General features: G+C 68.5%; 28 protein-coding genes. 15 read left to right on the top strand and 13 right to left on the bottom strand.

The features are described 5' to 3' along the window. Positions 1-36 precede the first annotated feature (36 nt). From I7X12_RS11605 to I7X12_RS11595, 3 genes are all read right to left on the bottom strand, one after another. Positions 37-1893 (bottom strand): UvrD-helicase domain-containing protein, encoded by a 1857-nt coding sequence (locus tag I7X12_RS11605; protein ID WP_198060244.1) that lies wholly within the window; start codon positions 1891-1893, stop codon positions 37-39. Positions 1894-2063: 170 nt separating this feature from the next. Continuing rightward, entirely contained in the window at positions 2064-2363 is a 300-nt protein-coding gene (locus I7X12_RS11600) for a DUF7521 family protein (protein WP_198060243.1), read from the bottom strand. Positions 2364-2484: 121 nt separating this feature from the next. Then, positions 2485-2835, bottom strand: a complete 351-nt coding sequence (locus I7X12_RS11595; protein ID WP_179920137.1) for a winged helix-turn-helix domain-containing protein — start codon at positions 2833-2835, stop codon at positions 2485-2487. A 1209-nt stretch (positions 2836-4044) separates the two neighbouring features. Between I7X12_RS11595 and I7X12_RS11590 the strand changes: the two genes are divergently transcribed. Next, positions 4045-4290, top strand: a complete 246-nt coding sequence (locus I7X12_RS11590) for a PRC-barrel domain containing protein (RefSeq protein ID WP_198060242.1) — start codon at positions 4045-4047, stop codon at positions 4288-4290. 282 nt (positions 4291-4572) lie between these two features. Next, on the top strand, positions 4573-5157 hold the full coding sequence (locus tag I7X12_RS11585) for a lamin tail domain-containing protein (RefSeq protein WP_198060241.1): 585 nt from the start codon (positions 4573-4575) through the stop codon (positions 5155-5157). Between the two features lie 195 nt (positions 5158-5352). Here the strand turns inward: I7X12_RS11585 and I7X12_RS11580 are convergent, their stop codons facing one another. Beyond that, positions 5353-6381, bottom strand: a complete 1029-nt coding sequence (locus I7X12_RS11580) for a lysylphosphatidylglycerol synthase transmembrane domain-containing protein (protein WP_198060240.1) — start codon at positions 6379-6381, stop codon at positions 5353-5355. 2 nt (positions 6382-6383) lie between these two features. Continuing rightward, positions 6384-7937 (bottom strand): sulfatase, encoded by a 1554-nt coding sequence (locus I7X12_RS11575; RefSeq protein WP_198060239.1) that lies wholly within the window; start codon positions 7935-7937, stop codon positions 6384-6386. Positions 7938-8150: 213 nt separating this feature from the next. On the opposite strand from I7X12_RS11575, the gene I7X12_RS11570 reads away from it, so the two are divergent. After that, positions 8151-9227, top strand: a complete 1077-nt coding sequence (locus tag I7X12_RS11570) for a presenilin family intramembrane aspartyl protease PSH (protein ID WP_198060238.1) — start codon at positions 8151-8153, stop codon at positions 9225-9227. A 104-nt stretch (positions 9228-9331) separates the two neighbouring features. Here the strand turns inward: I7X12_RS11570 and I7X12_RS11565 are convergent, their stop codons facing one another. Then, positions 9332-9703 (bottom strand): NifU family protein, encoded by a 372-nt coding sequence (locus tag I7X12_RS11565; protein ID WP_198060237.1) that lies wholly within the window; start codon positions 9701-9703, stop codon positions 9332-9334. Between the two features lie 83 nt (positions 9704-9786). Then, positions 9787-10170 carry a cupin domain-containing protein gene (locus I7X12_RS11560; protein ID WP_198060236.1) on the bottom strand — a complete coding sequence of 128 codons (384 nt, stop codon included), beginning with the start codon at positions 10168-10170 and terminating at the stop codon, positions 9787-9789. A 1006-nt stretch (positions 10171-11176) separates the two neighbouring features. Here I7X12_RS11560 and I7X12_RS11555 point away from each other — a divergent pair. From I7X12_RS11555 to I7X12_RS11540, 4 genes are read left to right on the top strand one after another with little or no spacing between them, the layout of a single operon-like run. Then, positions 11177-13615: an ATP-dependent DNA helicase gene (locus I7X12_RS11555; RefSeq protein WP_198060235.1), complete on the top strand. Its 2439-nt coding sequence runs from the start codon at positions 11177-11179 to the stop codon at positions 13613-13615. Further along, entirely contained in the window at positions 13615-14178 is a 564-nt protein-coding gene (gene cgi121, locus I7X12_RS11550) for a KEOPS complex subunit Cgi121 (protein WP_198060234.1), read from the top strand. Before I7X12_RS11555 ends, cgi121 begins: the two co-directional genes overlap by 1 nt. A 59-nt stretch (positions 14179-14237) precedes the next feature. Next, a complete protein-coding gene (locus I7X12_RS11545; RefSeq protein WP_198060233.1) occupies positions 14238-14720 on the top strand; it encodes a universal stress protein in 483 nt (160 codons plus the stop codon). 60 nt (positions 14721-14780) lie between these two features. Next, on the top strand, positions 14781-15242 hold the full coding sequence (locus I7X12_RS11540; RefSeq protein ID WP_198060232.1) for a universal stress protein: 462 nt from the start codon (positions 14781-14783) through the stop codon (positions 15240-15242). On the opposite strand, the gene I7X12_RS11535 is transcribed toward I7X12_RS11540, so the two are convergent. Both I7X12_RS11535 and I7X12_RS11530 read right to left on the bottom strand, forming a co-directional pair. Beyond that, a complete protein-coding gene (locus I7X12_RS11535) occupies positions 15219-15770 on the bottom strand; it encodes a phosphopantetheine adenylyltransferase (protein ID WP_198060231.1) in 552 nt (183 codons plus the stop codon). The genes I7X12_RS11540 and I7X12_RS11535 overlap by 24 nt on opposite strands. Positions 15771-15860: 90 nt before the next feature. Beyond that, positions 15861-16295 carry a universal stress protein gene (locus tag I7X12_RS11530; protein WP_198060230.1) on the bottom strand — a complete coding sequence of 145 codons (435 nt, stop codon included), beginning with the start codon at positions 16293-16295 and terminating at the stop codon, positions 15861-15863. A gap of 120 nt (positions 16296-16415) precedes the next feature. On the opposite strand from I7X12_RS11530, the gene I7X12_RS11525 reads away from it, so the two are divergent. Beyond that, entirely contained in the window at positions 16416-17768 is a 1353-nt protein-coding gene (locus I7X12_RS11525) for an oxidoreductase (RefSeq protein WP_198060229.1), read from the top strand. Positions 17769-17805: 37 nt separating this feature from the next. On the opposite strand, the gene I7X12_RS11520 is transcribed toward I7X12_RS11525, so the two are convergent. Further along, entirely contained in the window at positions 17806-18357 is a 552-nt protein-coding gene (locus I7X12_RS11520) for a MaoC family dehydratase (RefSeq protein ID WP_198063856.1), read from the bottom strand. Between the two features lie 395 nt (positions 18358-18752). Here I7X12_RS11520 and I7X12_RS11515 point away from each other — a divergent pair, with 395 nt between their 5' ends. From I7X12_RS11515 to I7X12_RS11490, 6 genes are all read left to right on the top strand, one after another. Further along, positions 18753-19046: an AbrB/MazE/SpoVT family DNA-binding domain-containing protein gene (locus I7X12_RS11515; RefSeq protein ID WP_198060228.1), complete on the top strand. Its 294-nt coding sequence runs from the start codon at positions 18753-18755 to the stop codon at positions 19044-19046. A 5-nt stretch (positions 19047-19051) separates the two neighbouring features. Continuing rightward, positions 19052-19600, top strand: coding sequence for a hypothetical protein (locus tag I7X12_RS11510; RefSeq protein ID WP_198060227.1), 549 nt, complete (start codon positions 19052-19054; stop codon positions 19598-19600). A gap of 39 nt (positions 19601-19639) precedes the next feature. Then, on the top strand, positions 19640-20185 hold the full coding sequence (locus tag I7X12_RS11505) for a poly(R)-hydroxyalkanoic acid synthase subunit PhaE (RefSeq protein ID WP_198060226.1): 546 nt from the start codon (positions 19640-19642) through the stop codon (positions 20183-20185). Position 20186: 1 nt separating this feature from the next. Continuing rightward, positions 20187-21584 (top strand): class III poly(R)-hydroxyalkanoic acid synthase subunit PhaC, encoded by a 1398-nt coding sequence (gene phaC, locus I7X12_RS11500; RefSeq protein WP_198060225.1) that lies wholly within the window; start codon positions 20187-20189, stop codon positions 21582-21584. 136 nt (positions 21585-21720) lie between these two features. After that, positions 21721-21945 carry a type II toxin-antitoxin system HicB family antitoxin gene (locus tag I7X12_RS11495; protein WP_198060224.1) on the top strand — a complete coding sequence of 75 codons (225 nt, stop codon included), beginning with the start codon at positions 21721-21723 and terminating at the stop codon, positions 21943-21945. 64 nt (positions 21946-22009) lie between these two features. Further along, positions 22010-22252, top strand: coding sequence for a type II toxin-antitoxin system HicA family toxin (locus I7X12_RS11490; RefSeq protein WP_198060223.1), 243 nt, complete (start codon positions 22010-22012; stop codon positions 22250-22252). Between the two features lie 66 nt (positions 22253-22318). On the opposite strand, the gene I7X12_RS11485 is transcribed toward I7X12_RS11490, so the two are convergent. Both I7X12_RS11485 and I7X12_RS11480 read right to left on the bottom strand, forming a co-directional pair. Further along, positions 22319-22711, bottom strand: coding sequence for a PIN domain-containing protein (locus tag I7X12_RS11485; protein ID WP_198060222.1), 393 nt, complete (start codon positions 22709-22711; stop codon positions 22319-22321). Beyond that, positions 22708-22920, bottom strand: a complete 213-nt coding sequence (locus tag I7X12_RS11480; protein ID WP_198060221.1) for an antitoxin VapB family protein — start codon at positions 22918-22920, stop codon at positions 22708-22710. Before I7X12_RS11480 ends, I7X12_RS11485 begins: the two co-directional genes overlap by 4 nt. Positions 22921-23018: 98 nt before the next feature. Here I7X12_RS11480 and I7X12_RS11475 point away from each other — a divergent pair, with 98 nt between their 5' ends. Beyond that, positions 23019-23468, top strand: a complete 450-nt coding sequence (locus I7X12_RS11475) for a TIGR00725 family protein (protein WP_198060220.1) — start codon at positions 23019-23021, stop codon at positions 23466-23468. Between the two features lie 24 nt (positions 23469-23492). Here the strand turns inward: I7X12_RS11475 and I7X12_RS11470 are convergent, their stop codons facing one another. Further along, positions 23493-24854: a hypothetical protein gene (locus I7X12_RS11470; protein ID WP_198060219.1), complete on the bottom strand. Its 1362-nt coding sequence runs from the start codon at positions 24852-24854 to the stop codon at positions 23493-23495. Positions 24855-24896: the final 42 nt, after the last annotated feature.

The raw sequence follows: 24896 nt of genomic DNA, 5'->3' as shown, positions 1-24896 counted from the left end.
GAGAACCGATCGGCGAACGCGGCGGCGAAACGACGGTCAGTCGGCGGCGACGGCGTCGCCCAGTTCCTGCGCGTTGGCGAGCACGTCCTCGATGGAGTCGCCGGTCGGCTCGTTGTTCAACAGTACGTCGATGGGCAGCGTGGGCGCGCCGTCGACGAGGTTCTCCATGATGACGAGCCGCTCGCGGGCGCGGGACATCCCGACGTAGAACACGCGCCGTTCGTTGTCGGTGAGCGTCGGGACCGGCGAGGTGCGCTTGGTGAACTCCTCGTCGCCCGGCACGTCGCGGTCGGACTGGTCGACGGTGGCGGCCATCTGCTCGACGACCTTCTCGGTGAGGTCGGTGGCGACGAAGACGTGGTCGGCCTCGCGACCCTTCGCGCTGTGGATGGTGCCCAGGCGCACGCGGTCGGTCTCCATGCCCGCGTACTCCCCGGAGAAGTACGCCTCGACGGAGCGCTCCTGGAAGCTGGTGACCTTCCGGAGCATGTCGGCCGCGGCCCGCGGGTCGGGGGCGAACGGCGCGTAGTCGCGGACCGTCTCCGGTTCGACCGACAGCTCTTCCAGATCCTCGACGTCGGCGGCCTCCTCCATCTCGTCGAGCTCGTCGAACAGATCGTCGCGCTCGCTCGTGCCGAACGCCGAGTCGGCGAGCATGTCCGCCAGCCGGCGGGCCTCCAGACCCGTGACGGGCTCGTCCTCGTCGAGTTTCTCGATGGCGCGGACGTACTGGGTCAGCCGATCGGTCCACATCCGCTGGTCGGTCAGGCACGTGAAGGGGATCCCCTCGCCGATGAACTCGTCGATGAACTGGAACATCTGGTAGCGCGCGCGGAAGAGGATCATCGCGGTACCGTCCTCGTCCTGCTCGATCGTCGTCCGGACGTTGCGAACGAGGTCGATCATCGAGGGGTTCTCGACGCCCTCGACGCGGCCGCCTTCCTTGCGCGGGTTGAGGTCTTTCTCCTGGCGCTTGTCGATGTGGCTGACCTCCCGGTTGACGACGTTCAAGATCCGGGAGGGGAGCCGGTAGGAGTTGGGCAGGATGTTGTCGTCGGTGACCTGCTCCTCCAGCAGCAGATCGGGGTCGGCGCCCTGCCAGGCGTAGACGACCTGGTCGTCGTCACCTGCGATCAGCACCGTCTCCATGTTGGGGCGCCACTCGCGGTAGACGTCGTACTGCAGCGTCGTGATGTCCTGGAACTCGTCGATGACGAGGTAGTCGACGTTCGGCATGAGCGAGCGCTGTGCGACCCGTTCGAGCATGTCGGCGAAGCCGACCACGTCGTTTTCGCCCTTGTACTGGCGCCAGGCGCGGATCGTCTCGGGGACGCTGATCCGGTCGTCGTCGGAGGGCCAGGTCGGCGTGTACTTGTTGCCGGTCTGGGCGTTGTCGTCGATGTCCGGCGGGAGCCGGACGACCTCGTCGTCCCACTTGAAGGGTACGTCGTACCAGTCGGCCACGTCCCGGCGGGTCCGCTGGAGCCACTGGCTCGTGGCGATGATCTTGTTGCCGATCGTGGTCGAGCGAGCGGTCCGGCGTCGCGAGCCCTCGTACTCGTCCTCGTACTCGACGCCGAACTCGTCGCAAAACTCCTCCTTGTCGGACTCGCCGACCACGTCCCCCCGCGAGAGGTCGAGGAGTTCGTACGCCTTCGCGTGCATCGTGCAGACGTTCCCCTTGAGCGCCCGCGGGGACTCGCCGAGTCGTTCGGCGAGGCGTTCGCGGATCTCGGCCGCGGCCGCCCGGGTGTAGGACACCACCAGCACGTCCCGGAACTCCACGTCGTCGTTCTCTTCGAGCAGGGTCTCGACCCTGTCGAGCAGTGCCGTCGTCTTCCCGCTCCCGGGACCACCAAACAGGCGCGTCACCTGGGTGGACGGTTCAGTCATTGGACTGCTAGTGGGGCCCGTGGGTCATAAACGGCGTGGCTTGGACTCGTCGTCGCGTCCGGGCGCGGGCGCGGACGCTCGCGCGACGGGTCGAGCGGCGCGAACCGTCGGTCAGTCCCGCGGGACTCGCTGTGCTCGCCCCGCGACCATCGCGAACGCATCGCGTTCGCTCAGTCTCGGTACAGCGAGACGTACAGCATCGTGAACCCGATGATGAAGGGGATGGCCTCGGTCATCCGGAAGAACAGCCGGACGACTTCGGACGCCTCACGGGCCCCGATCTGGGCGATGACGGTGCTGGCGACGCCCATGCTGATGAAGGCGAAACCCATGAAGGCGTACTGCAGGCGCTCGGACGGGCGTTGCCGGTACGCCTGGAAACTGATCAACGTGATCCCGAGCGAGAGCCCGAACACCGCCATCCGCATCAGCGCGAGGACCCCCCGCATGACCGCGACGACTTCTACCATTGGCGTCGTCTGTCCGACAGCACGCTCCGACATATAATTTCGCCGATCCGTCGCGCGGAATCGAGCGAGCGCTGGACTGGCGCCGTCGCGGATTCGCAGGGGCGTCCCGTCGCGGCAGGGTCTACTCCGGGTTGAGGTCGTCCCAGAGCTGACTGAACCGGTCCGGGAGGTTCTCTTCGCGGTAGATCCGCACCTTGTACTCGTCGTCTTCCAGCGAGATGACCGTCGACTCGAAGTTCGACTCGTAGACCTTGTAGTGGTTGCCGTCGTCGGCTACCAGGGTCTGGTCTTTGACGAGGTCGTACTGGGTGAGCATCTCGATGCGGCGGTAGACGGTCGGCAGCGAGAGGTCGCACTCCTCGCTCAGGTCCTTCGCCGACCGCGGCTCGCGACTGATCGCCGCGAGCACGCGGCGGGCGTGTTCGTCTCCGATGGTATCGAGGATCTCCTCGATGGCCCGTTCGTCGTCCACTACCAGTGTGATCTATTGAGGTGTTACAAAGGCCTTTCGAGCGGTCGGCTCTTTCAGGCTCAGAAAACGCGCCTACCCCATTATACGAATCCCCCCACAACGCTGAGATGCGGACCAAGTGCGAGCCCAGACGACCCATCGCACCGTGCGCATCCGTGTGTGCCTGGTGGGGTGTGGGTTCGACCGGCCCGCGGCGGGAGCCCGACCGCGCCATCCGGCGTGCGGCGTTCCCTCGCGGGCCGGCCCGGGTCGGCCGGGCTCGCATGCGGTCCTCGCCGGCACGAGCGCGCTGCCGGAGGTCGATCCCGGGCATTCCCCCCCAACGCGTCTCCCCCGACGCAGCCCGGGACCGAACGGGTCTTCCGACCCGCCGGCTCTCCCCCCTGCCGGCCTCCGTTGCCCGCCTTCCGGTGGACTTCCCCCCTACTTTCCCCCCCTACTTTCCCCTTTCCAGACCAGTCAGTACCGCGAGCGACCGCACTCGACTGTGTGCGTTGACTCTCCCCGCCGCGGCAGCTGGTGGAGCCACCCCAGCAGTGACCGCGACCCCAGCAGTGACCGCGACCGCAGGAGACAGCAAGCGCTGAACGCCCTCACCCCGCCCGCCACGAGAAATTGCGACTGCCGACGACAGCAGGCGACGAACGCCCTCGACCCGCTCGCTCACGGGTCGCTCCGCTCGCCGGAAGACTCGCTCCGCTTGTCTTCCGAGCCTGCGCTCACTTCGTTCGCGCAGACCCCGTTCGCGTTGACGAGGCCTCCCTTCGGTCGGCCTCGCTCTCGCGGTCGCCGAGCGACATATCCGCGCGTCGAACAACCGCACCGCGCCGCACTCGCGCGGATAGGGGCCGCTCGGGCGACTGAACTACACGCGAGCGCGCCTCACGGGTCGCTTCGCTCCCCGTTCGGCCAATCGTTGCGCTCCCTTCGGTCGCGCAACGCACGCCTCGCCCTTTCAGTCCACCAGGACCGCCCCGCGACCGCCCCGCACAGCACCGCAACTACCCCGCGACCGCAACCGCCCCCGTGACCGCAACCGTCCCGCGACCGCAACCGCCCCGCGACCGCCCCGCACAGCACCGCAACCGTCCCGCGACCCAGGGCTCCCGGTGGCTCGGGTGGGTCGGCGAGAGCCTCGGACGAGCGCGCCGACCACCTGCAGTCGCAAGGGACGGACACAGGTGGCCAACACCGATACGTTGGAGCGCTATGGCGACTGATACCGAAATCACCGACTCTGACGAGGGCAAGAAAGTGATCGGCGCGGACGGCGACGAGATCGGTCGTGTCGTCGAGGTGAGCCACGGCACGGCTCACGTCGAGCCCGACCCGGACATCTCGGACACGATCATGACCAAGCTCGGCTGGGGAAGCCGCGGCGAAGACACCTACCCGCTCCAGGAGGAGAAGATCGAGACCGTCACAGACGACGAGATCCGACTCGGCGCCGTCTGAGGCGGCCGCACACACCGGTTCCCGACGTTTTTGGACCGCGAGACGACGGACAGCGTAGCGACGCCGCCGGTCAGCACCGCGGAAGCGTAGCTGGCCAGTAGACGATGGCGATAGAGAGCTTGGTCGAGAGCCACTCTCTAATACCGCTGTATCAGGTCAAATCGACCGTGATGTTACTATCGCTGCTTTCGATCGCATACGCTCCGCAAGCGATCGTATCCCCTCCTCGAGGTGGCGCGATAATGTGTAAATACAACTGTATCGAGTAGGACGGTTGAATCAATGACAATACGTCGGAGAGACCTCGTTCGAAGCGTGTCCGTAGCTGTGATCTGTCTCTCGGGTTGCGGATCTGAGTCGGAGAACGTACAGGACCCTGGTCACTCCGACGAAGACACCTCCGAACTGCGAACCTCGACGATACATTCAAACTCACCGGATCAGAACGGTGACCATGCCGAAAAACGGCCGTCTTCTCCGATCTACTTCTCCGAGGTACTGCCAAACCCTGAGGGAGATGATGCGGGCAATTTAGATGCAGAGTATTGCCTTCTTGAGGTCAATACAGACAGCACCGTCGATCTTGCCGGATACGAGATAAACTACGGTGAGAAGCTGTCATTTTCGCACCCCGCTACGCTCACAGATGTAGACCCACACACATCGATTCGACTTGTCACTGGGAAACCGAAGGACCGCACGCCCACACCACGGAACCGAACTCGAACGATCTTCTTAGAGAGGGATAGCCCGGCCTTGTCAAACTCGGGGATGAAGCTCGAAGTACGTACCAGAGATGGAAAACTCGTCGACCGAGTAGAGTACGGGGAGCTCAGAGAAGGGGTGCTGTATGTGAGACCCGAATGACTCCGCCCCCTACAGGACACGTCTCGATCTCAGAGCGGCGAACTGCTGCTTGCCGTATCGAGCCCCCGAGTTCGCTGGCGATTCGGCTTCGAGGAAGTCGTCGTCGGCAATGTTCGATTACATCGACGGCTGGACGTGTTTCGATACGCGTTCGAGCCGACCGACCGAGTGCACCGCGCCCCGTAGAGACTCCGATCACGACCGCGAGACCACGTACAGCGCCGCCGCCCCGCCGGCCAGCACCGCGAACACGTAGCTCGCCAGCCGGTAGACGATGGCGATGGAGAGCCCCGTCGCGAACGAGAACCCGCCGAGCGTCCCGAGCAGGCCGGCCAGCGCCGCCTCGACGCCGGCGAGACCGCCGGGCGAGGGGGTCAGCCCGGCCAGCGTGCTCGCGGGGACGATGAAGAAGACGAGGAAGATAGAGATCTCCCGGCCGACCGCCTCGACGGCGGCGTACAGCGGCAGCGCGAAGAAGAGCCAGCCGACGAAGGAGTAGACGAGCGCGTGGGCCAGCGCACGGCGGTCGGCCGCGATGCGTTCGAAGGCCGTGTTGAGCTCGCGCAGTCGCTCGCGCAAGCCGTCGACGCTGAGAAAGCGGGTCCGGCGGACGACCGGGGCGGCGACGCGCAGGACGAACGACCCCACGCGCCGGCGCGAGCGCCAGCCGACGACCGCGGCGACGGGCACGCCCACGGCGAAGACGACGAGGATGCCCGCGACGCCGCGGACTTGCCCCGAAAGAGTCGTCCGTACGACGAGGACGACGGTGCCGATAGCCGCGAAGGTGAAGAAGGGCAGCAGGTTCAGGAGGTCGGCCGTCACCACGGAGGCCAGCGAGTCCTCGTAGGACGCCTCCGTATCGCGGGAGAGGACGTAGGCGATGAACGGCTCGCCGCCGGCCTGACCCAGCGGGGTGACGTAGTTGGCGAACGTCGCGGCGTAGTAGGTGACGACGAGCTTGCGGAACGGGACCCGGTAGCCGACGACGCGGAGCACGACCTGCCAGGCCTTCGCCCAGGCGACCAGGCCGATAGCCGTCGAGAGACAGCCCGCGGCCAGCCACAGCGGGTCGGCGCGGACGAGTTCGCGCTGGATCTTCTCGATGCCGATCCCGTAGGCGATCAGCGCGAGGGCGACGAAGGCGATGGCGAACCCGCCGACGATCTTGACGGCCGTCCGGCGGTCGACGAAGTCGAAGAGATCCCGTCCGGTTTCGCTCACGGTTACTCGATGTAGCCCAGGTCCGACAGGCGGTCTTTGGCCTCCTCGCCCATGTCGTCCAGTACGTCCTCGTCGGTCACGTCGGCCCACTCGCCGTCCATCTCCGACTCGAAGGTGACCAGCGCGTCCTCCGTCGCGGCGATCACCTCGTCGTCGTCGCCGACGAGGTCGTCCAGCTCGTCGGGGTCGGTGTCGAGCCGGTAGGCCTCGTCGGGGATGCGCTCGTTGCGGATGTACTTCCCGTCGGTTCGGCGGGCGGCGCGCATCCGCGAGTAGAACCGGGAGTCGGTGTCCAGCTCGATGCCCGCGGCGCTGGCCTTGCTCTCCAGTTGGTTCAGCTCGACGACCGGCCGGTGGTAGTCGACGAAGGCGTACTCGTCGAGTTCGCCGTCGTCGTGGGCCGAAAAGCGAGAGTCGCCCCCGCGGGGCGCGTCGACGCTCGCGAACTCGCGATAGTCGGCGTCGAGCAGCGAGCGGGCGCGGTCGAACGGTTCGCCGCCGGTATCGGCCTCGACGCCCGCGTGGTCGAGGACGGTGTGATACAGATCCTGCAACTCGACCTGCGTCTCGGTGTCGCGCTCGGCGGCGACCTCGGGGTGTTTGACCATGAGCGGGACGTTGACGAGCGGGTCGTAGATGCCGAACTCGTGGCCGTACAGATCGTGTTCGCCGAACAGTTCGCCGTGGTCGGCGCAGACGACGACCAGGGTGTCCTCCCAGCGGTCGGTCTCGCGCAGCCAGTCGAACAGCCGACCGAGGTGGTGGTCGATGTGGGCGATCTCGGCGTCGTAGAGGCCCTGAATGTCTTCCCACTCCTCGTCGTCGATGTCGCGGGCGCCGGAGTTGAACTCCTTGGAGTTCTGGCAGACGGCGGTGGAGTCGACGCCGGGGGCGAACTCGTCGGCGAACTCTTCGGGGGGGTGATACGGGAGGTGAGCGTCCATCAGGTTGATGAACGAGAACCACTCGTCGCCCTCGGCCTCGCTGTCCTCGACGAAGTCCTGAACGCGGTCGACGATCTCGGGGGTCTTGGTGTCACCGCCGCCGCTCTCGGCGAAGTACTCGTGGGCGGTGTTACCGAGTTCGACCAGGCGGTCGGCGACCGACCGGAGCGTGTCGTTGTCGTTCATCGTCTTCCAGATCTTCGAGAGGGGGCCCGACAGCAGGTCGCCGGGCATGACCTGGAAGAAGTTGTCCTGGTCGTCGAAGCCGTCGGCGAGGTTGGTGTAAGGGGTGATCCAGGCGTTCGAGGAGTAACAGGCGGTGGCGTAGCCCGCCGCCGACAGCGACTCGGCGAGCGTGGTGGCGCCCTCCAGGTAGGGGTTCTCCTGGGTGGCGCCGTGCTGAGTGGGGTAGAGCCCGGTGAACAGCGAGGCGTGGACGGGCAGGGTCCAGGGTGCCGGCGCGACGGCCTCCTCGAAGACGCGCGCGTCGTCGGCGAAGTCCTCGAGATTCGGCGTCGTCGGCCGGTCGTAGCCGTACACCGAGAGGTGGCTCTGGCGGACCGTGTCCATGACGACGAACAGGACGTTCCCCGGACCGTCTGTCTCGCTCATGACAGGGTGGGCGCGTCGGACGGAATTAAACTCCGTGATTCCGCGTCCGCCCCGTGCTCGCCCCACGCTCGATCACGGGCCGCCGCACTCGACGGCGAGCCCGGGAGCGTCGGCGGCGAGTCCGGGAAGTATTTGCCGGCGGTGGCCCTCGGACTCGACCATGCAACGAACGTCGTCGGCGTCGACGACTCGGCTCGGCGGGGGGACCGAGCCGTGAGCGAGCGCGCCGCCGACGCCGCAGACGATGGCGAGGCCGTCGCCGACGCGACAGAGTCGACGACCGGGATCCCCTCGGGCACCTACGCCTACGTCGGGATCGTCGCGTGCTACGCCGCGACCATCCTGCTGGGGCTGGCGCTGACCGACGAGGTCGACGCGATGGGGCTGGCGATGTTCCAGAATCCAGGCAGCGTCGGGAACGTCGGCGTCTTCGCGGCGATGCTCCTCGTTGCGACGGCCGGGATGGTCGCCGCGTTCCGCTACGGCTACGGCGAGGCGCTCGTCCGCGTGTTCCTGCTGGGGTCGGCGGGCACGCTCACCGCCGTCGCGTTCGTCGCCCTGACCGGGGTCGGGGCGATCGCGGCGAGCGGGAGCGTCCTGATGGGCCTGCCGACGAGCCCAGCCTCGATAGCGGTCGCCGTCGTCACCTTCGCCGTCCTCTGGGGCTACCCCGAGTGGTACGTCAACGACGTCGCGGCGGTGGTCTTCGGCGCCGCGGCGATCCCGATGCTCGGGCTCGGGTTCGGGCCGCTCCCGGTCGTCGTCCTCCTGGTCGCGTGGGCGGGCTACGACGCCTACGCCGTCTACGTCTCCGGGCACATGCAGGAACTCGCCGCGGGCCTCGGCGACCTGAAAGCCCCCATCGTCTTCGTCGTCCCCCACTCGCTCGAGTTCTCGATGCGCGACCCCGAGTTCGACCTGATCGGCGACGGGGGCGGCGACGACGCCGACACCGAACCGGCGGACGAACGCGGCGACGACGCCGGGTCGCCGACCCGCTCGAAGATCGCCCTGCTCGGCCTCGGCGACGCGATCATCCCCGGGATGCTCGCGGTCAGCGCCGGGCACTTCCTCGACGCGCCCGCGGTCGTCCCGGCGCTCAACGCCAACGCGCCCGCCCTCGGGGCCCTCGTGGGCGGACTCGTCGGCATGGGCGGCCTGCTGTATCTCGTCCACCGCGTCGAGGGCGCCCACGCCGGCCTCCCGCCGCTGAACGCCGGCGTCCTCGGTGGGTATCTCCTCGGCGCCGTCGCCGCCGGGATCCCCGTCACGACCGCACTCGGGCTGTAGACGCTTTTCACGACCGTCGCTCGGTACGTTCGGCTACCGTTCCAGTGCCAGCGCCGCGCCTGGTCGATGGGAAAAACGCGAGAAGGTGAACCGAGGGGACGGCCTCAGAACGGCGCTTCGGGGCCTTCGTCGTCGCCGCCGATGTCGCCGCCGCGGGAGTCGCCGGGCATCGAGGGGCCGGTGTCGCCGCCCATCATGCCTTCGCCGCCGCCCATGCCGCCGCCCGTACGGGCGTTGACCGTCTCGATCTCGGGGATCTCCTTGGTCATGCGGGTCTTGATGGCCTGGATGGTCATCGGGGAGATGCCACAGCCCGAGCAGGCGCCGCCGAGCTGGATCGTCACGGTGCCGCTCTCGCGGTCGATCTCCTCGATGGCCGCGCTGCCCCCGTGCATCTGGATCTGCGGGAAGTTCCGCCGCAGGAAGTTCGAGATGCGCTCGCGCAGGTCGTCGCCGTCCTCGGTTTCGGTGCTCATAGTGGTTCGTGGTTGGCGACGACGGTGCTTAGACCTTTGGACTCAGGTGTTCGCGACGCGCGGTTCGAGCGCGGTCGCGCCGCTCACTCCATCCAGTCGGGGTTCGTCCGCGGCGGCGCGAACACGTCGATACCGTCGAGGGGCTCGTCGCCCGTCGCCGCGACGCTGTGCGGTTCCTCGCTCCCGAGGTGGTAGGCGTCGCCCGCACTCACCGGGAACTCCTCGCCGTTCACGGGTTCCCCGTTCACACGATGCGTCTTCGACGCATCGCTGTCGACGACGAACACGCCCGAGCCGCTCGTGATATAGCCGACCTGTTCGTGTTCGTGGCTGTGCTTCGGGACGACGGCCCCGGGCTCGATGTGGACGTGTTGCATACTCATCCGGTCGCCGACCGCCAGCTGTGTGAGGTGGACGCCGTCGACGACTTCGACCGTCTCGTTCGCCGAGTGTGCTTCGACCTGCATGGATCGGCTGTGGGTGTGCGCGAACCTAAGCGTGGGTGGTACTCGGGACGAGGGCGTGCCGTTCGCGTTGCGAGTGTATCGTGCGTTTCTAGTCCAGTTCGTCTGGAAGCGAGTGGATCAAGCGCAACCGCACTCGACAGTGAGCGGTGAACGCCCTCGGCGCGCTCGCTCACGGCTCCCTTCGGTCGCCGTTCGCGTGTCGAGGCGCTCCCGGTGGTCGCGCCTCGCTCTCGCGGTCGCTGTCTCTGAAAATCGGAGATTTTCAGGATGACGAGAGAGCTTCGCTCTCTCGAACCAAGACGGGATATCCGCGCTCTCGGCACCGCCCGCTCACGGCAGGGCCGTCTGCTCGCGGGCCACTGGCCCGCTCGCACGGTCCGTGGGAGCTTCGCTCCCACGCTATTCGCTTCGAGGCGCTGCGCGCCTCGCACCGCGCGGATAGTGCCCGCTCAGGCGACTGCACGAGCGCGAGCGGGCGGTCGGCTCCGCCGACCGCCACAGTCCGTGGCGGCTACGCCGCCACGCGCGCCTCGCCCGTTCAGTCCGCCAGGCCCGCATAGCAACCACACCGCACCACACACCTCCCCAACCGATTCGCTCTGTCACTTCGTTCCTCCGCTCATCCCTCGCGTGACTGTTTCGAGCGGCCCGCCAAGAGGCGGGCACGCTCACGGGTCACTTCGCTCCCCGTTCGCATCGAGGTCTCCCTCCGGTCGACCTCGCACCGCTCGACAGCACGCGCCACCGCACCGCTCACTCCCGCACCTGTACTGAGCATCCGCGCGCCGGGGGCGCGCGGTTCACCGCATCGAGGCCGAAGGCCGAGATGCGGCCTTCCTCGTGAGCGAAGCGAACGAGGGCTCGGGAGAGCTTGCTCTCCCGGTGTTTTCACCCATGTTTTTGCGGACGGGGTTCCCCGCAGCGCGCCAAAGGCGCGCGAGGAAACCCCGTCCGGAAAAAGATGGTCCCGACAGTTTAAATCGCGGAGCGCACTACCTCGCCAGTAATGGACGTCGCGGACATCCCGGCCGTGCCCGAGTGGTTGCCCGACCACCTGCGCGCGGACGGCATCGAGTCGCTGTACCCGCCACAGGGCCAAGCGGTGGAGGCGGGTATCACCGAAGGCGAGAACCTCGTCGCCAGCGTGCCGACGGCCAGCGGGAAGACGTTGGTCGCCACGCTCGCCATGCTCGCCTCCGTCGAGCGCGGCGGGAAGGCGCTCTACATCGTTCCCCTCCGTGCCCTGGCGAGCGAGAAGCGCGAGGAGTTCGAACAGTTCGAACAGTACGGCCTCGACGTGGGGGTCTCGACCGGCAACTACGAGTCCGAGGGCGGCTGGCTCGCCACGAAGGACGTCGTCGTCGCGACCAGCGAGAAGGTCGACTCGCTCGTGCGGAACGACGCGCCGTGGCTCGACGATCTGACTTGCGTCGTCTCCGACGAGGTCCACCTCGTCGACGACGGCCAGCGCGGCCCCACGCTGGAGGTGACGCTGGCGAAGCTGCGCCAGCTCAATCCCGACCTGCAGACCGTCGCGCTGTCGGCGACGATCGGCAACGCCGAGGCGCTGGCCGACTGGCTCGACGCCGCCCTCGTCGATTCGGACTGGCGCCCCATCGACCTGAAGAAGGGGGTCCACTACGGGCAGGCGCTCCACCTCGAAGACGGGTCCCAGAGCGAGTTACCGGTTCGCAACTCCGAGAAACCCACCGCGGCCATCGTCCGCGACACGCTGGAGGACGAGGGCTCGACACTGGTGTTCGTCAACTCCCGGCGCAACGCCGAGGCCGCGGCCGGTCGGCTGGGCTCGACGGTCGAACCTCATCTCACGGCCGACGAACGCGACCGACTGGCCGACATCGCGGCGGAGATCCGGGAGGTGAGCGACACCGAGACGAGCGACGACCTCGCCGACGCCGTCGAGCAGGGGGCGGCGTTCCACCACGCCGGCTGCGCGAGCGAACATCGCGCGCTCGTCGAGGAGGCTTTCCGCGACAGGCTCGTCAAGGTCGTCTCGGCGACGCCGACGCTCGCTGCGGGGGTCAACACGCCCTCGCGGCGCGTCGTCGTCCGCGACTGGCGCCGCTACGACGGCACCGCCGGCGGGATGCAACCCCTGTCGGTGCTGGAGGTCCACCAGATGATGGGGCGGGCCGGCCGCCCGGGGCTGGACCCCTACGGCGAGGCACTCCTGATCGCCAACAGCCACGACGAACTCGACGAGTTGTTCGAGCGCTACGTCTGGGCCGACCCCGAGCCCGTCGAGTCGAAACTGGCCGCCGAGCCCGCGCTGCGGACGCACATCCTCGCAACCGTCGCCTCCGGATTCGCCAACTCCCGGGAGGGGCTGCTGGAGTTCCTCGAAGGGACGCTGTACGCCTCCCAGACGACCGAGCGCGGCCGCCTGGAGCGCGTGATGGACGACATGATCGAGTACCTGGAGCGAAACGAGTTCATGGAACGCGAGCCGAGCGGCGAGGGCGAGGATCTGACCGCCACGTCGCTGGGCCACACCGTCTCGCGGCTGTATCTCGACCCGATGAGCGCGGCGGAGATCATCGACGGCCTGCGGGCCTGGCAGCGCGGCGACGGCCGTGCCCGCGCGGACGACGGGGCGAGCGCGGCCGAGCGCTCGGCGGCCACCGACGCGGTCGCCGAGGGCGAGGAGCCACCGGGATTTACGACCGCGAGCGATCTGGCCGACGACGGCGGCGGCGAGGCGGCCGAACGGCCGGAGCCCACCGCGATGGGCCTGTACCACCTCGTCGCGCGCACGCCGGACATGTACGAGCTGTACCTGCGCTCGGGCGACGAGGAGGAGTACCAGATGCTCGCCTTCGAACGCGAGGCGGAGTTCCTGGGGTCGATGCCCAGCGAGTTCGACCCCGCCTTCGAGGACTGGCTGTCGGCGCTGAAGACCGCCCGCATGCTCGAAGACTGGGCCAGCGAGGTCGACGAAGAGGTCGTGACCGACCGCTACGGCGTGGGTCCCGGCGACGTGCGCGGCAAAGTCGAGACCGCCCAGTGGCTGCTCGGCGCGGCGGAGTCGCTCGCGGGTGAACTGGGCCTCGGCCTCGCGCCGGCGATCCGCGAGGCGCGAGTCCGGGCCGAACACGGCGTCCGCGAGGAGCTGACCGACCTCGCGGGCGTCCGGAGCGTCGGCCGCAAGCGCGCCCGTCGGCTGTTCGACGCGGGCATCGAGAACCGCGCCGACCTCCGCGAGGCCGACAAGTCCGTCGTCCTCGGCGCGCTCCGCGGGCGCGAGCGCACGGCGGAGACGGTGCTGGAGAACGCCGGCCATCGCGACCCGTCGATGGACGGCGTCGACCCCGACGACAGCGCCCGCCCGGACGAGAACGACGGGGGCGCGAGCGACGACGGGAGCGGAGCCGCGGGCACCGAACCGGACGACGAGGAGGACCAGTCGAGCCTGGGTGACTTCTGATGGAGCTGGTCGAGGGGGTCGCGACCGTGGAGGACCTGGACGCGTTCGTCGCTCGGCTGGGCGCGATCGGCGACGAGCACGACGTGACGGTCCAGGCGTTCGACGCGCGCTACGTCGTCGACCGCGCGCACCTCCGTCGGGCGGTCGCACTCGCCGACCGGGCGCTCGCCCGCGGCGAGAACGTCGCCCGCGACCGCGCGGTCGAGATCCTGCTGTACGCCGCCGGTACCAGGCAGATCGACCGCGCGCTGGCGCTTGGCGTCGACGAGGGCGAGCGGCCGGCGGTCGTCCTGGTCGACGCCGGCGAACCCGAGGGCGCGGCCAGTGCGTCGGAGGAGGGAGAGGGTGGCGACGCCGTCGCGGCAGCCGAACGGGCAGCGGCTGCGGCCGTCCGTCGGATGGACGGTCCCGGCCGGATCGAGCCCGCGGAGACGCTCGGGGCGTACGACGCCGACCGAGTCCGGGAGTACTTCGAGGTGAGCGACGCGGAACTCGACGCGGTCGAGGGGACGCTGGCCGACGCGGTGAGCGAGCGGGTCGCGCTGCTCGACGTGGAGAAGTGAGTCCTCGGGAACCGGGAGCGGCCGTCACCAGTTTATAGCTCCGAATCGAACCCTCGTGTATGTACGAGGACATCCTCGTTCCGACGGACGGGAGCACCGGCGCGAGCGCGGCGCTCGGGGAAGCTATCGAGCTGGCGGCCCAGTTCGACGCGACGGTTCACTCGCTGTACGTCGTCGACGTGGCGTCGGTGGGCGCCGAAGCCGGGACCGTCGACCTGGTCGAATCGTTCGAGCGGATGGGCGAGGACGCGACGGAGGCGGCCGCGACGCGAGCGCGCGACGCCGACGTCGAAGCGACCGGGTCGGTCGCGACCGGAAGCCCCCACCGTGCGATCCTCGACTACGTCGACGACCAGGGTATCGACCTCGTCGTCATGGGAACCCACGGCCGCACGGGACTGGAGCGGTACCTCCTCGGCAGCGTCACCGAAAAGGTGGTCCGTACCGCCGACGTGCCGGTGCTGACGGTCCGAGCGGACGAGGAAGACGGTGCGGAGAGCGACGAGGCCGCGGACGATGACGCCGGCGACGAACGGACGTAGTGCGGAGTCGAACCGGCCTCGGGAGAAAGGCTCAGGACGGTTCGTGCCATACGTTCACGTATGCGATTCGCAGTGGCGATAGACGGCTCGGCGGAGAGCGACCGGGCGCTCGACCACGCCGTAGCGATGGCGACCGCCGCAGGTGCGGCGCTGACGGCCGTCCACTCGGTCGACCCGGACGTGTACGACACCGGCGGGGCCGAGCCGCCGGCCGACCGGACAGAGTACGACGACCGGCTCGTCGTCGAGAGCGTCGACGACGCCGAGCGCCGGGGCGAGCGTCTGCTGGACGACGCGGTCGAGCGGTCGAACGAGCGAGCAGCCGAGACCGGGATCGAGGTCGACGCCGAGTTGCTGTACGGCGACCCCGTGCGGACGATCCCAGACTTCGCGACGGAAGAGGGATACGACGGCGTCTTCGTCGGTCACCGCGGCCTCTCGGAGGCCCACGAGCGCGTCCTCGGGAGCGTCGCGAAGGGGATCGTCGAGCGCTCGGCGCTACCGGTGACCGTCGTCCGCTGACGCTCGGGCGTCCGCCGCGTCGTCCTCGGAGTCGTCGCCGGATACCTCGTCGGAGGGGGGGTGCTCGCCCGCCGATAGCTCGCCGTGCTCGTCGATATCGCCGGCGACCAGCCGTGTCGAGGAGATCCGCTCGCCGTCGTCGGCGCGGACGAACGGGACGACGAACCCCTCCATCGGAGCGAGGTTCCGGCGGACGCGCTCGGCGTTGATGTCGGCGAGCTCTCGGGCCGTCTCGGGCGAGACGACGAGCGCGTCGAGTGTCGGCTCCGTCGACGCGATGCCGTGTTCGTCGTGTAGCTCGCGGATCTCCACGTCGCGATCCCACTCGTCCAAGGCGTCGATCGCTTCGCAGAGCCGTTCGCGCCGGTCGGTGAAATCGGGAACCGGACGCTCGCGCTCGCCGCGGGCGAACTCGTCGCTGGTGAGCGCGACGAGGACTCCCTCGTCCCCGCGTTCGAGCGCTTTCCGGAACAGAGCGCGGTGTCCGTCGTGGATCGGTCCGAACGTGCCGGCGACTGCGACGCGCATACCTCGATCTGGCGCGGGGACGAGAAGTGTCTCACGGGTGGATACGCAACCCGAACCGCTGTCGGCGACGAGCGACTACGGTGGTCGTAGTCAGCGTCGAACGAGTACGCTGGGGGCGACGACCACGTCCGCGACCCGGTCGAGTTCCCGCCGGACGCGACCCGGGCGACGCCGGCCCGCGAGGACGACCGCGTCGGCGTCGATCTCGACCGCGTAGGCGGGCAGTTCCTCGTTTGGTCGCCCGTGGCAACAGCGCGTGAGTACGGTGACGCCGCGGTCGCGGCCGCGCCGATCGACCGTCGCCAGCAGGTCGTGGGCCGTGTCCTCGACGCCGTCGACGACCAGTTCCGCGCTCGACAGCGCCGGCTCGCCGTACCGCCCGGTGTCGACGACGTACAGCGCGTGGACGGTCCCGCCGCGGCGTGCCGCCAGGTCGAGCGCGAGGTCGATCGCTCGGTCGGTCTCCTCGGTCCGGTCCCTCTCGGTCGCGCTCCCGTCCAGCGAGAGCAGGATCCGCTCGGCCATCGATCGGAAGGAGTCGGATCGGCGATAAATAACTGCGAGACGGTTCGAACGCCCGGGCGACCGGTAGCCGCCGCCATACTTGGGGAGTAAGCTTAACCTGCGGACTCGGCTAGTCCGACCATGCCGACGCTCGACGATCCCGTCTCGATCGGCGGGGTCGACGTTCCGAACCGTCTCTACCGCGCGCCGCTGCTGGAGTGCGCCGGCAACGGCACCGACGCCGTCGACACCCTGCTCGACGAACTCGAACCCACCGCGGCCTCGGGCGTGGGACTGATCTTCCAGGGCGCCAGCATCGTCACCGCCGACAGCGGCTGCGCCGCGCCGAACATGACTCGCTTCCACGACCCGGCGTTCGTCGAGCGCTGCGCGCGGTTGACCGACGCGGTCCACGACCACGGCGGCCGGATCTTCGTCCAGTTGGGCCACGGCGGCCTGCGGAGCCTCGCCGTCTGGCACGCCGAACACCGCGCTCGCGAGCCCGACCACGAGGAACTGGCCGTCTCGCGGCCGCCCGCACAGTTGCGCGCGCTCGACCGCGCGGGCCTCGTGGAGTTTCGGCCCCGCGTCATGTCCACGGCGGCGGTGTCCGAGCTGGCCGAGCGGTTCGGCGAGGCGGCGGGCTACGCCGCTGACGCCGGCTACGACGGGATCCACCTCTCGGGCGCGAACATGGGGATCGTCCAGCAGTTTCTCTCACCGTTCTACAACCGCCGCGACGACGAGTTCGGGACCGGTCCCGGCGAGCGGCCGGGCAGCGGCGGCGTGCGCTTTCTCGAAGCGGTCCACGACGCCGTGCGCGACCACGCCGGGGACATCCCGCTGGTGACGAAGGTGCCCGCCGAGACGGCCGCGCCGCGGTTCGTCCGGCGACGGCTCTCACGCGAGGACGCGATCGAGATCTGCGAGCGCGTGGCCGAGATCGGCTACGACGCGGTGGCGCCCGTCGAGGTTTCGACGTTCTGGGACATGAGCGTCGTCCGGGGCGCCTACCCCGAGCGGGCGTGGGAGCACGCGGACCTGCAGTCGGGCTACGCCGGGGCGCTGGGGAGTCCGCTGAAGGCGCGAGCGGTCGCCGCGCTGAATCGGTTGCAGAGCCGGCGCTTCCCCGAGGAACCCGGCTGGAACGCCGACCTCTGTCGACGGGTGCGCCGTCGGGTGGACGTGCCGGTGCTGTGCGAGGGCGGCATCCGGAAGCGGGAGACCTGTGAGGACGTGCTCGGCGGCGGGGCCGACGGCGAGCCGGCCTGCGATCTGGTGGGGATGGGACGGCCGTTCTACGCCGAGCCGCGACTGGGGGCGCGACTGCTCGGCGAGTGGAGGTCGGGCGAGGACGCGCGGGCGCTCTGTGAGAGCTGCAACAACTGCACCGTCCCGCAGGTGACGGGTGCGCCCGGGGTCTGTCGGACCCCCTCGGTGGTACGGGAACGGGCTCGACTCGAAGGGGAAGGGAGCTACGAGCGCGAGGCGTGAGCGGCGGCTGTCGGGGGCGGGAGAACGCAGCGACGAGCTACTCGTCGTCGGGGAGTTCGTCGACGAGGACGACGGCTTCGCCGTCGATGATGGTCTCGCCGTCGTCGACGACGCGGGTGGTCAGCCGATACTGGTCGTCGCCCAGGTCCTCTACGATCTCGCAGACAGCGGTGAGCCGGTCGCCGAGGCGGACGGGGTTGTGGAACTCGAGATCCTGCGAGAGGTAGATCGTGAGCCCCGGCAGGCGTGCGAGGCCGGCGGAGATGAGGCCGCCGACGAGCGTGCCGTGGGCGATGCGGCCCCGGAAGCGGGTCTTGCTCGCGAACTCGTCGTCTAGGTGCAGCGGGTTGGTGTCGCCGCTCGCGGCGGCGAAGGACTGCACGTCGCGGTCGGAGATGGTCTTGGTGAACTCGACGCGGTCGCCGACGCCCAGCCGACCGCGGTCGTGTTCCGTCAGCTCGACGTGCCACTCGGGCAGGTCCTCGTCGGCCTCGATACGGTCGACGGCCGCCGGCCCGTCGTCGTCCGACGGTGTGACGCCGAAGGCCGCGAAGGCCGCCCGGTTGGCCGCGACCACGCTGTTGAACATGTGCGAGGACGTCTCCGCCCACGTGTCCAGCAGCGCGTTTCGGTGCGGTTCAGAACTCATCGATACCCGCGTTTGGGTTTGATGCTATTAAAACGTAGTGGTCCGAGAACGCCGATATCAGCCGAGATGCAGCTTCTCGAGCCGATTCGTGGCATACGCACCGCTTACCGCTGGGGGTTCTCGCGGCGGCGGGAACGTCGAGAGCCCCGCAGAGGCGGGCCGACCCCACCCCGCCGGTAAGCCGCAGCTACCCCGTCCGCCGAGCGTCGACTGCCCGGCTGCACCCACCCCGACGACCGGTAGCCGAATCCGGATCCATCGAATGGTATCGAATGGTAATCGATGGTTTTGAGCGCAATCCTTATGTAACTGAGGGGTGTACGTATCGTTGACCGATGACCGACGAGAGCGACGGTCCGACGTGGCCGCCGATGTTCAGTGGGATGCAGGAGATGAGCGAGCAGGCGATGGAGACCCAGCAGGAGATGCTGAGTCGGATGATGCAGGCGGGCGCAGGGGGGCTGGATATGAACCAGCTCGGCGCGATGAGTCAGACGGCGACGTTCAAGACGCGCGTCCAGTCGGGCGGCCGGATATCTATCCCCGACGCCGAGCGCGAGGCGCTGGACATCGAAGAGGGCGACATCGTCCAGACCGTCGTCATCCCGGTCAAGCGGAACAGAGAGTGATACACATGGCATACACGACCCCCATCACCACGGCGTTCGAGATGCAGCGCGCGACCATCGAGCAGAGCCAGAAGGCCTTCGAGCAGAGTCTCGAGATGCAGCAGACGATGAGCCAGGCCGTCGTCGACAGCTTCGACAGCCAGGAGTCGGCCCAGCGCCGCGGCGTCGAGCTGACCCAGACGATGGTCCACGGCTACCTCGACGTGATCGAGTCGTCGATGCCCGGCACCGCCGGCACCGTCGACGAGATGCGCGCGGCCGTCGACGAGCAGTACGACTTCCTGCTGGAGAACCACGCGGAGGTCTTCGAGACCGTCGCCAGCGAGTACGAGGAGGGTATCGACGCCTACGACGAGCTGACGGGCGACTACGTCGAAGCCCTCGACGAGCAGGTCGCGATGCTCACCGAGGCCCACGAGGAGCTCGAGGCCCAGTCGGTCGACGTCGCCGAGCAGTGGGGCGACCAGCTCGAGACGCTGCAGGACCAGATGGAGGACCTGCAGGACCAGGTCAGCGACGTCCAGGAGCGGGCCGCCGCCGCCGTCGACGCGTAGGAACACGGTTTTTTCTTTCAGCATACCAGAGATATACCCATGAGCAACACCAACGAGATGCAGGAGCAGTGGACAGAGATGGTCGAGGAGATGAACGACGCCGTCGCCGACTCCCTCGAACAGAACATGAAGGCCCAGGCCGCGTTCGTCGAGTCGTGGGCCGAGGCCGTCGAGGACTCCGTGCCCGAAGACGAGGCGATGGCCGAAGGGATCCAGGGGTACAACCGCGCCTACGAGGTGTGGATGGACGCCGCCGAGCAGATGTTCGAGCGGACCACCGACGCCGCCCAGGGCGAGGACGTCGCCCCCGCGGAGTACCGGGACATCTGGCTGCAGTCGGCCAACGAGGCGTTCAAGGAGGTCATGTCGACCAGCGCCTTCGCCGCCGCCAACGGCCAGCTCGTCGAGCGCATGATGGAGATGCGCCGCGAGGCCGACGACGTGAGCCAGGAGACCATCTCCCAGCTCGGGTTCCCGACCCGCGACGACATGGACGAGGTCGGCGAGCGCCTCGTCGAGCTCGAACGGCGCCAGCAGGACGTCGAACGGAAGCTCGACGAGATCCTCGACCACCTGGAGGAGTAAGATGGCGAGCGAACGCGCGGACCCGTTCAACCCCATCTCCCTGGCGCTGGACGCCCAGCGCACCGCCTTAGAGACGATGACCGACGCGACCGAGCAGAACGCCGAGCTCCCCGACGCGCTGGCGAGCGTCGAGAGCGTCGACGTGGGCCAGACCCCCAGCGAGGTCGTCTACGAGGAGAACAAGCTCGAACTACTGCACTACCAGCCCGAGGCGGCCGGTATCGAGCCCGACGAGACCCACGACGTCCCGATCCTCATCGTCTACGCGCTGATCAACAAGCCGTACATCCTCGACCTCCAGGAGGAGCGCTCCGTGGTGCGCCGGCTGCTCGAAGCCGGTCACGACGTGTACCTCATCGACTGGAACGAGCCCTCGCGGATGGACCAGCACCTCACGCTCGACGACTACGTCAACCGCTACATCGAGAACTGCGTCGACGTGGTGCGCGAGCGGTCTGGCCAGGACGCGATCAACGTCCTCGGCTACTGCATGGGCGGGACGATGTCGGCCATGTACGCGGCGCTGCACCCCGAGAAGGTCAACGCACTGGGCCTGATGGCCGCGGGGCTGTGTTTCGACGGGACCGGCGGCCTCCTCGAACAGTGGGGCTCCGAGGAGTACTACGACCCCGAGGAGATCACCGACACCTTCGGAAACGTCCCCGCGGAGTTCTTAGACGTGGGCTTCGCGCTGATGGACCCCGTGGACAACTACGTCTCGAAGTACGTCCGCTTCTACGAGAACCTCGACAACGAGGACTTCGTCGAGAACTTCGGCCGCATGGAGCGGTGGCTCTCCGAGGGCATCGACGTCGCCGGCGAGGCCTACGACCAGTTCCTCACCGACCTCTACCAGGAGAACAAGCTCTACCACAACGAGATGGAGCTCGACGGGGTCCACGTCGACGTCGAGGAGATCGACATGCCCGTCCTCCAGATCATGGGCGAGTACGACCACCTCATCCCCGCCGACGCCTCCAAGCCGTTCAACGAGGTCGTCGGCAGCGACGACGTGACCACCATCGAGTACTCGACCGGCCACATCGGCCTCTCCGTCTCCTCCTCATCGCACGAGGAGGTCTGGCCCGAAGTCTGTGAGTGGTACGCCGACCGCTCGGCGGAGAGCGACGACACTGACGCCGCCGCGGCGGTCGACGCCGTCGCCGAGGAGGCCGCCGAGGCCGCCGAGGCTGCCGAGGAAGCGACCGACGCCGAGGACGAACCGGACAGTCCGGACGTGGACACCGTCGACGGCGTCGGCCCGACCTACGCCGACCGCCTGCGCGACGCCGGCATCGACACCGTCGCCGACATGCTCGAACGCGAGCCCACCGACGTGGCGGAGATCACCGGCGCACCCGTCGCCCGCGTCGAAGATTGGTTCGAGCAGGTCGAGTAGGTCGTCAGTATAGATTCCGTTTTCTTGCGTTGTTCGTCACGTGCGACCGACTGAATCCGTACCAGCCCCAGCCTGACGTCGAGAGCGGAGAGAATCGGCCGAAACTGATTTGCCCTGGGCCCGACCAGTGGGAGGTATGGGAGTCCAGTCCCGCGAGCCCGACGAGTCCGACACCGTCACGCTCACCGAGAGCGACGGGTACGTCGTCGCGCGTGACGACGATTCCGGAGTTGCGAGTCAGGGCGACACCAAGGCGGAAGCACTCGCCAACCTCGCCGAAGCGCTGGAACTCCACGAGCGACCGGACCCCGACGATGCGGATCTGGAAGAAGCCACTGCACCGTGGCTGACCGACGAGTAGAGTCGCCCGAGCGACGAATACCCGCAAACCAAAGCGTTATTTTCGACCCGGAAGCATCGCCTCTGTGTCTCGGCCCTACTCCGGACGGGAACTGATCGACGCGCTTCGGAAGTGGAACTTCCGGCGCGTCGATCAGACCGGAAGTCACGTCAAACTCCGGTATATCGACCCGAACACGGGTGAGAAACGAACCGTGACGGTCCCGCTGCACGACGAAGTCGCGACCGACACGCTCCGCTCTATCGCGGAACAGGCCGGTGCGAAGGATTTCCAGTCGTTTCTCGACACGATCGACGACCTCGTGTAGGGTTCGAACTGACAGGTTGAGACTTCTGGGGCCCGGTTACGCGTATCCGTTCTCGCCGAGAGAGCCTCAGACGAAATCGACGTCGAGTAGCTCGTCGATTCCGTCGACATCGAAATCGGAGTCTGCAACGGCGAGCGGTTCGCCGAGTTGTCTCGCTGTTCCTACGATGAACGCGTCGCGAGCGGCGAGCAACTCCCCACGGTCGCGCAGTTCGCCCTGCAACTCGGCGGCAGCGCGAGCGATACCGGACGACTTCTCGACGACCGAGAGCCAGCCGAGCGCGTCGTCGACGGCGTCGAAATCGGGTGGGCCGGATTTGAACAGCTCCCCCTGATACACCTCGAACAGTACCAGTTGCGGTGCGACCGCACGTCGATTCTGGTGGTGTTCCACGTAGTCGACTGCTCCGGTTTCGCCGTCGAGATAGTGGATCAGAACGCTGCTATCGTAGACGGTCATCGCTCGCCGACGCCGCGTTTCATCTCCTTCCTCGCTTCGAGGGCTTTCTCGGCGGCGTCGGTACCCTCCCAGAGTCCGGCACCCTCCCGAACGCGCTCGCGTCGGTCCTCGATGAGACGTAGGAGCACGTCGTCGAACGTCTCGTCGTCGCCCTTCAGCGCCGCGAGCGCCGCGTGCGTCTCCTCGTCGACGCGGATGCTCTTGCTCATACCCGTTCGTATACACTCCCGTATACAAGGTAGTTGCGCCGGACGCGTCCGCTCGCAGATGGGAGCGGTTTTGACCGTTCCACGCGCCAGCACCGTCTATGCGAGTCAGCGTCATCGGCGGTGGGACCGTTACGGAGCAAGAGGCGGCCACGGCCGAAACACTCGGCCGGGAACTCGCCGAGCGGGGCCACGAGGTGGTCTGCGGCGGCCTCGGCGGCGTGATGGAGGCGGTCTGTCGCGGCGCGAGCGAGGCCGGCGGGTCAACGATCGGGATCCTCCCGACCGAGCGCCGCGCGGACGCCAACGAGTACGTCGACACGGCCCTCGCGACCGGGATGGGCAACGCGCGAAACGTCCTCGTCGTCATGAACGGCGACGCCGTGGTCGCCGTCGACGGCGGCACCGGGACGCTCTCGGAACTCGGTCACGCGCTCGATTTCGGCAAGCCGGTCGCGGGCCTGGACACTCACAGCATCGACGGCGTCGACGGTATCGAACACGTCGAGACCCCGGCGGAAGCGGTCGAGTCGGTCGAGCGACGCGCGTAACGGAGTCGGTGCGGCTTCGGTCGGTCAGAAGGCGGCGAGTTCGACCAGCGTCTCGTCGACGGCGTCGGGCGCCGCGCGGGCGAGCGCGGCGAACTCGATGTAGTACCTGGCCCGGTCGACGACGGCGGCCTGCTGGAGGGTCGCGTCGTCCCACTCGCGCAGCGACGCGTCGGTGCTTTCCATCCGCGCGACCGGATACGAAAGTAGCTCTCGCGCCAGCCGGCGGTCCGCGCTCTCGGCCAGCGCCGTCTCGACGGCGTCGACGGCCTCGTCGCGGCGCTCGCGCAGGTCCGCGGCGCTGTCGACGCCGAGTCCGTCGCCGTGGGTCACCCGGTCGCGCAGCGTCTCGAAGGCGGCAGCCTGGGCGAGCCCCCTGTGGCGCGCGAGCACGTCCGAGGCGGGGTCGCCCGTCGCCTCGCGGTCGGCGAGGTAGTGGGCGGCGGCGTGGAGCTGTCGGAGCGCGTCCTCGACGGCCCGACCGACGTCGCCCGCGTCGGTCCCGACCAGTTCGGCCGCGTCGACGTCCGGCCCGGGGAACTCCGCGACTCCCGATCGGAGCGTCGCCGTCAGCCCGTCGCGGGCCTCGGTGAACGTCGAGACCATCGGCGACGCGTCGGCAAGCGAATCGGCGAATCGCTCGTCGAGGTGGCGGGCGTCCGCCAGTCGCGCACGGCCCTCCGCGATCGTCCCGGCGCGCTTGCCGACGGCTCGCACGTCTGGTAGTTGCTCGGCCGCGGCGTCGGCGGCGGTCGGCGCGTCCGAGGAGTCGCGCTCGTAGTCGTCCCACTCGGGCGTGGCGTCGTCGCCCGCCCGCTCGGCCAGCGACCCGACGATCGAGTTGGCGAACAGCGCCCGGACGGGCTCGTCGGGGTCGCCGACGAGAGTCCGAGCGTCGCGGAACGCCTCGACCTCGCGTTCGAGCGTTCGCCCCCGCGAGCGCACCGCCTCGCGCGTCAGCTCGTCGGTCGCGAACGCCCACGCGGCCGCGGCGCGCGCGGCCGACGAGCGCGCGTCGCGGAGTTCGCCGAGTCGCTCCCGAGCCGTCTCGGCGTCGTCCGCCGCCGTCAGGTTCACGCGGGTGCGCTCGACGCCGCGGCGGACCATCGCCCGCGTCGCCTCGTCGGGCGGCCCGGTCGACGGGATCGGGTCGGGGAGTCCGTCGAGCGTCGACCGAACCGCACGCCGGGACGCCTCGAAGTGCGACCCGGCCACGGTGACGGGAAACGGTTCGGTCACGGTCGGAAGCGACCCCGAGACGGCGGTCGCGACCGCCGTCGCGTCCAGCGGCGTCGGTTCCAGCTCACCACCGACCCCGAGGCCGGCACAGCCCCCCAGCGCCGTCGCCCCCGTGACGGCCAGCAGCCGTCGTCGGGTCAATCTATCCATCGACACGACTGTCGAGAGAGCGGCTCGATAAATGTCTCGTGG

The organism is Halosimplex litoreum (assembly GCF_016065055.1).
Taxonomy (GTDB): Archaea; Halobacteriota; Halobacteria; order Halobacteriales; family Haloarculaceae; genus Halosimplex; species Halosimplex litoreum.
Note: the sequence above shows the minus strand (reverse complement) of the source record. Positions and strands in the feature narration are given on the sequence as shown.

Excerpts from the sequence above, each read along its gene's own strand:
- I7X12_RS11475 (WP_198060220.1), top strand. The coding sequence starts at position 23,019 with ATGCGAGTCAGCGTCATCGGCGGTGGGACCGTTACGGAGCAAGAGGCG.
- I7X12_RS11600 (WP_198060243.1), bottom strand. The coding sequence starts at position 2,363 with ATGGTAGAAGTCGTCGCGGTCATGCGGGGGGTCCTCGCGCTGATGCGG.
- I7X12_RS11540 (WP_198060232.1), top strand. The coding sequence starts at position 14,781 with ATGCGATTCGCAGTGGCGATAGACGGCTCGGCGGAGAGCGACCGGGCG.
- I7X12_RS11520 (WP_198063856.1), bottom strand. The coding sequence starts at position 18,357 with ATGTTCAACAGCGTGGTCGCGGCCAACCGGGCGGCCTTCGCGGCCTTC.
- I7X12_RS11515 (WP_198060228.1), top strand. The coding sequence starts at position 18,753 with ATGACCGACGAGAGCGACGGTCCGACGTGGCCGCCGATGTTCAGTGGG.
- I7X12_RS11480 (WP_198060221.1), bottom strand. The coding sequence starts at position 22,920 with ATGAGCAAGAGCATCCGCGTCGACGAGGAGACGCACGCGGCGCTCGCG.
- I7X12_RS11505 (WP_198060226.1), top strand. The coding sequence starts at position 19,640 with ATGAGCAACACCAACGAGATGCAGGAGCAGTGGACAGAGATGGTCGAG.
- I7X12_RS11485 (WP_198060222.1), bottom strand. The coding sequence starts at position 22,711 with ATGACCGTCTACGATAGCAGCGTTCTGATCCACTATCTCGACGGCGAA.
- cgi121 (WP_198060234.1), top strand. The coding sequence starts at position 13,615 with ATGGAGCTGGTCGAGGGGGTCGCGACCGTGGAGGACCTGGACGCGTTC.
- I7X12_RS11590 (WP_198060242.1), top strand. The coding sequence starts at position 4,045 with ATGGCGACTGATACCGAAATCACCGACTCTGACGAGGGCAAGAAAGTG.
- I7X12_RS11535 (WP_198060231.1), bottom strand. The coding sequence starts at position 15,770 with ATGCGCGTCGCAGTCGCCGGCACGTTCGGACCGATCCACGACGGACAC.
- I7X12_RS11530 (WP_198060230.1), bottom strand. The coding sequence starts at position 16,295 with ATGGCCGAGCGGATCCTGCTCTCGCTGGACGGGAGCGCGACCGAGAGG.
- I7X12_RS11555 (WP_198060235.1), top strand. The coding sequence starts at position 11,177 with ATGGACGTCGCGGACATCCCGGCCGTGCCCGAGTGGTTGCCCGACCAC.
- I7X12_RS11525 (WP_198060229.1), top strand. The coding sequence starts at position 16,416 with ATGCCGACGCTCGACGATCCCGTCTCGATCGGCGGGGTCGACGTTCCG.
- I7X12_RS11545 (WP_198060233.1), top strand. The coding sequence starts at position 14,238 with ATGTACGAGGACATCCTCGTTCCGACGGACGGGAGCACCGGCGCGAGC.
- I7X12_RS11560 (WP_198060236.1), bottom strand. The coding sequence starts at position 10,170 with ATGCAGGTCGAAGCACACTCGGCGAACGAGACGGTCGAAGTCGTCGAC.
- I7X12_RS11605 (WP_198060244.1), bottom strand. The coding sequence starts at position 1,893 with ATGACTGAACCGTCCACCCAGGTGACGCGCCTGTTTGGTGGTCCCGGG.
- I7X12_RS11510 (WP_198060227.1), top strand. The coding sequence starts at position 19,052 with ATGGCATACACGACCCCCATCACCACGGCGTTCGAGATGCAGCGCGCG.
- I7X12_RS11565 (WP_198060237.1), bottom strand. The coding sequence starts at position 9,703 with ATGAGCACCGAAACCGAGGACGGCGACGACCTGCGCGAGCGCATCTCG.
- I7X12_RS11575 (WP_198060239.1), bottom strand. The coding sequence starts at position 7,937 with ATGAGCGAGACAGACGGTCCGGGGAACGTCCTGTTCGTCGTCATGGAC.
- I7X12_RS11585 (WP_198060241.1), top strand. The coding sequence starts at position 4,573 with ATGACAATACGTCGGAGAGACCTCGTTCGAAGCGTGTCCGTAGCTGTG.
- I7X12_RS11495 (WP_198060224.1), top strand. The coding sequence starts at position 21,721 with ATGGGAGTCCAGTCCCGCGAGCCCGACGAGTCCGACACCGTCACGCTC.
- phaC (WP_198060225.1), top strand. The coding sequence starts at position 20,187 with ATGGCGAGCGAACGCGCGGACCCGTTCAACCCCATCTCCCTGGCGCTG.
- I7X12_RS11470 (WP_198060219.1), bottom strand. The coding sequence starts at position 24,854 with ATGGATAGATTGACCCGACGACGGCTGCTGGCCGTCACGGGGGCGACG.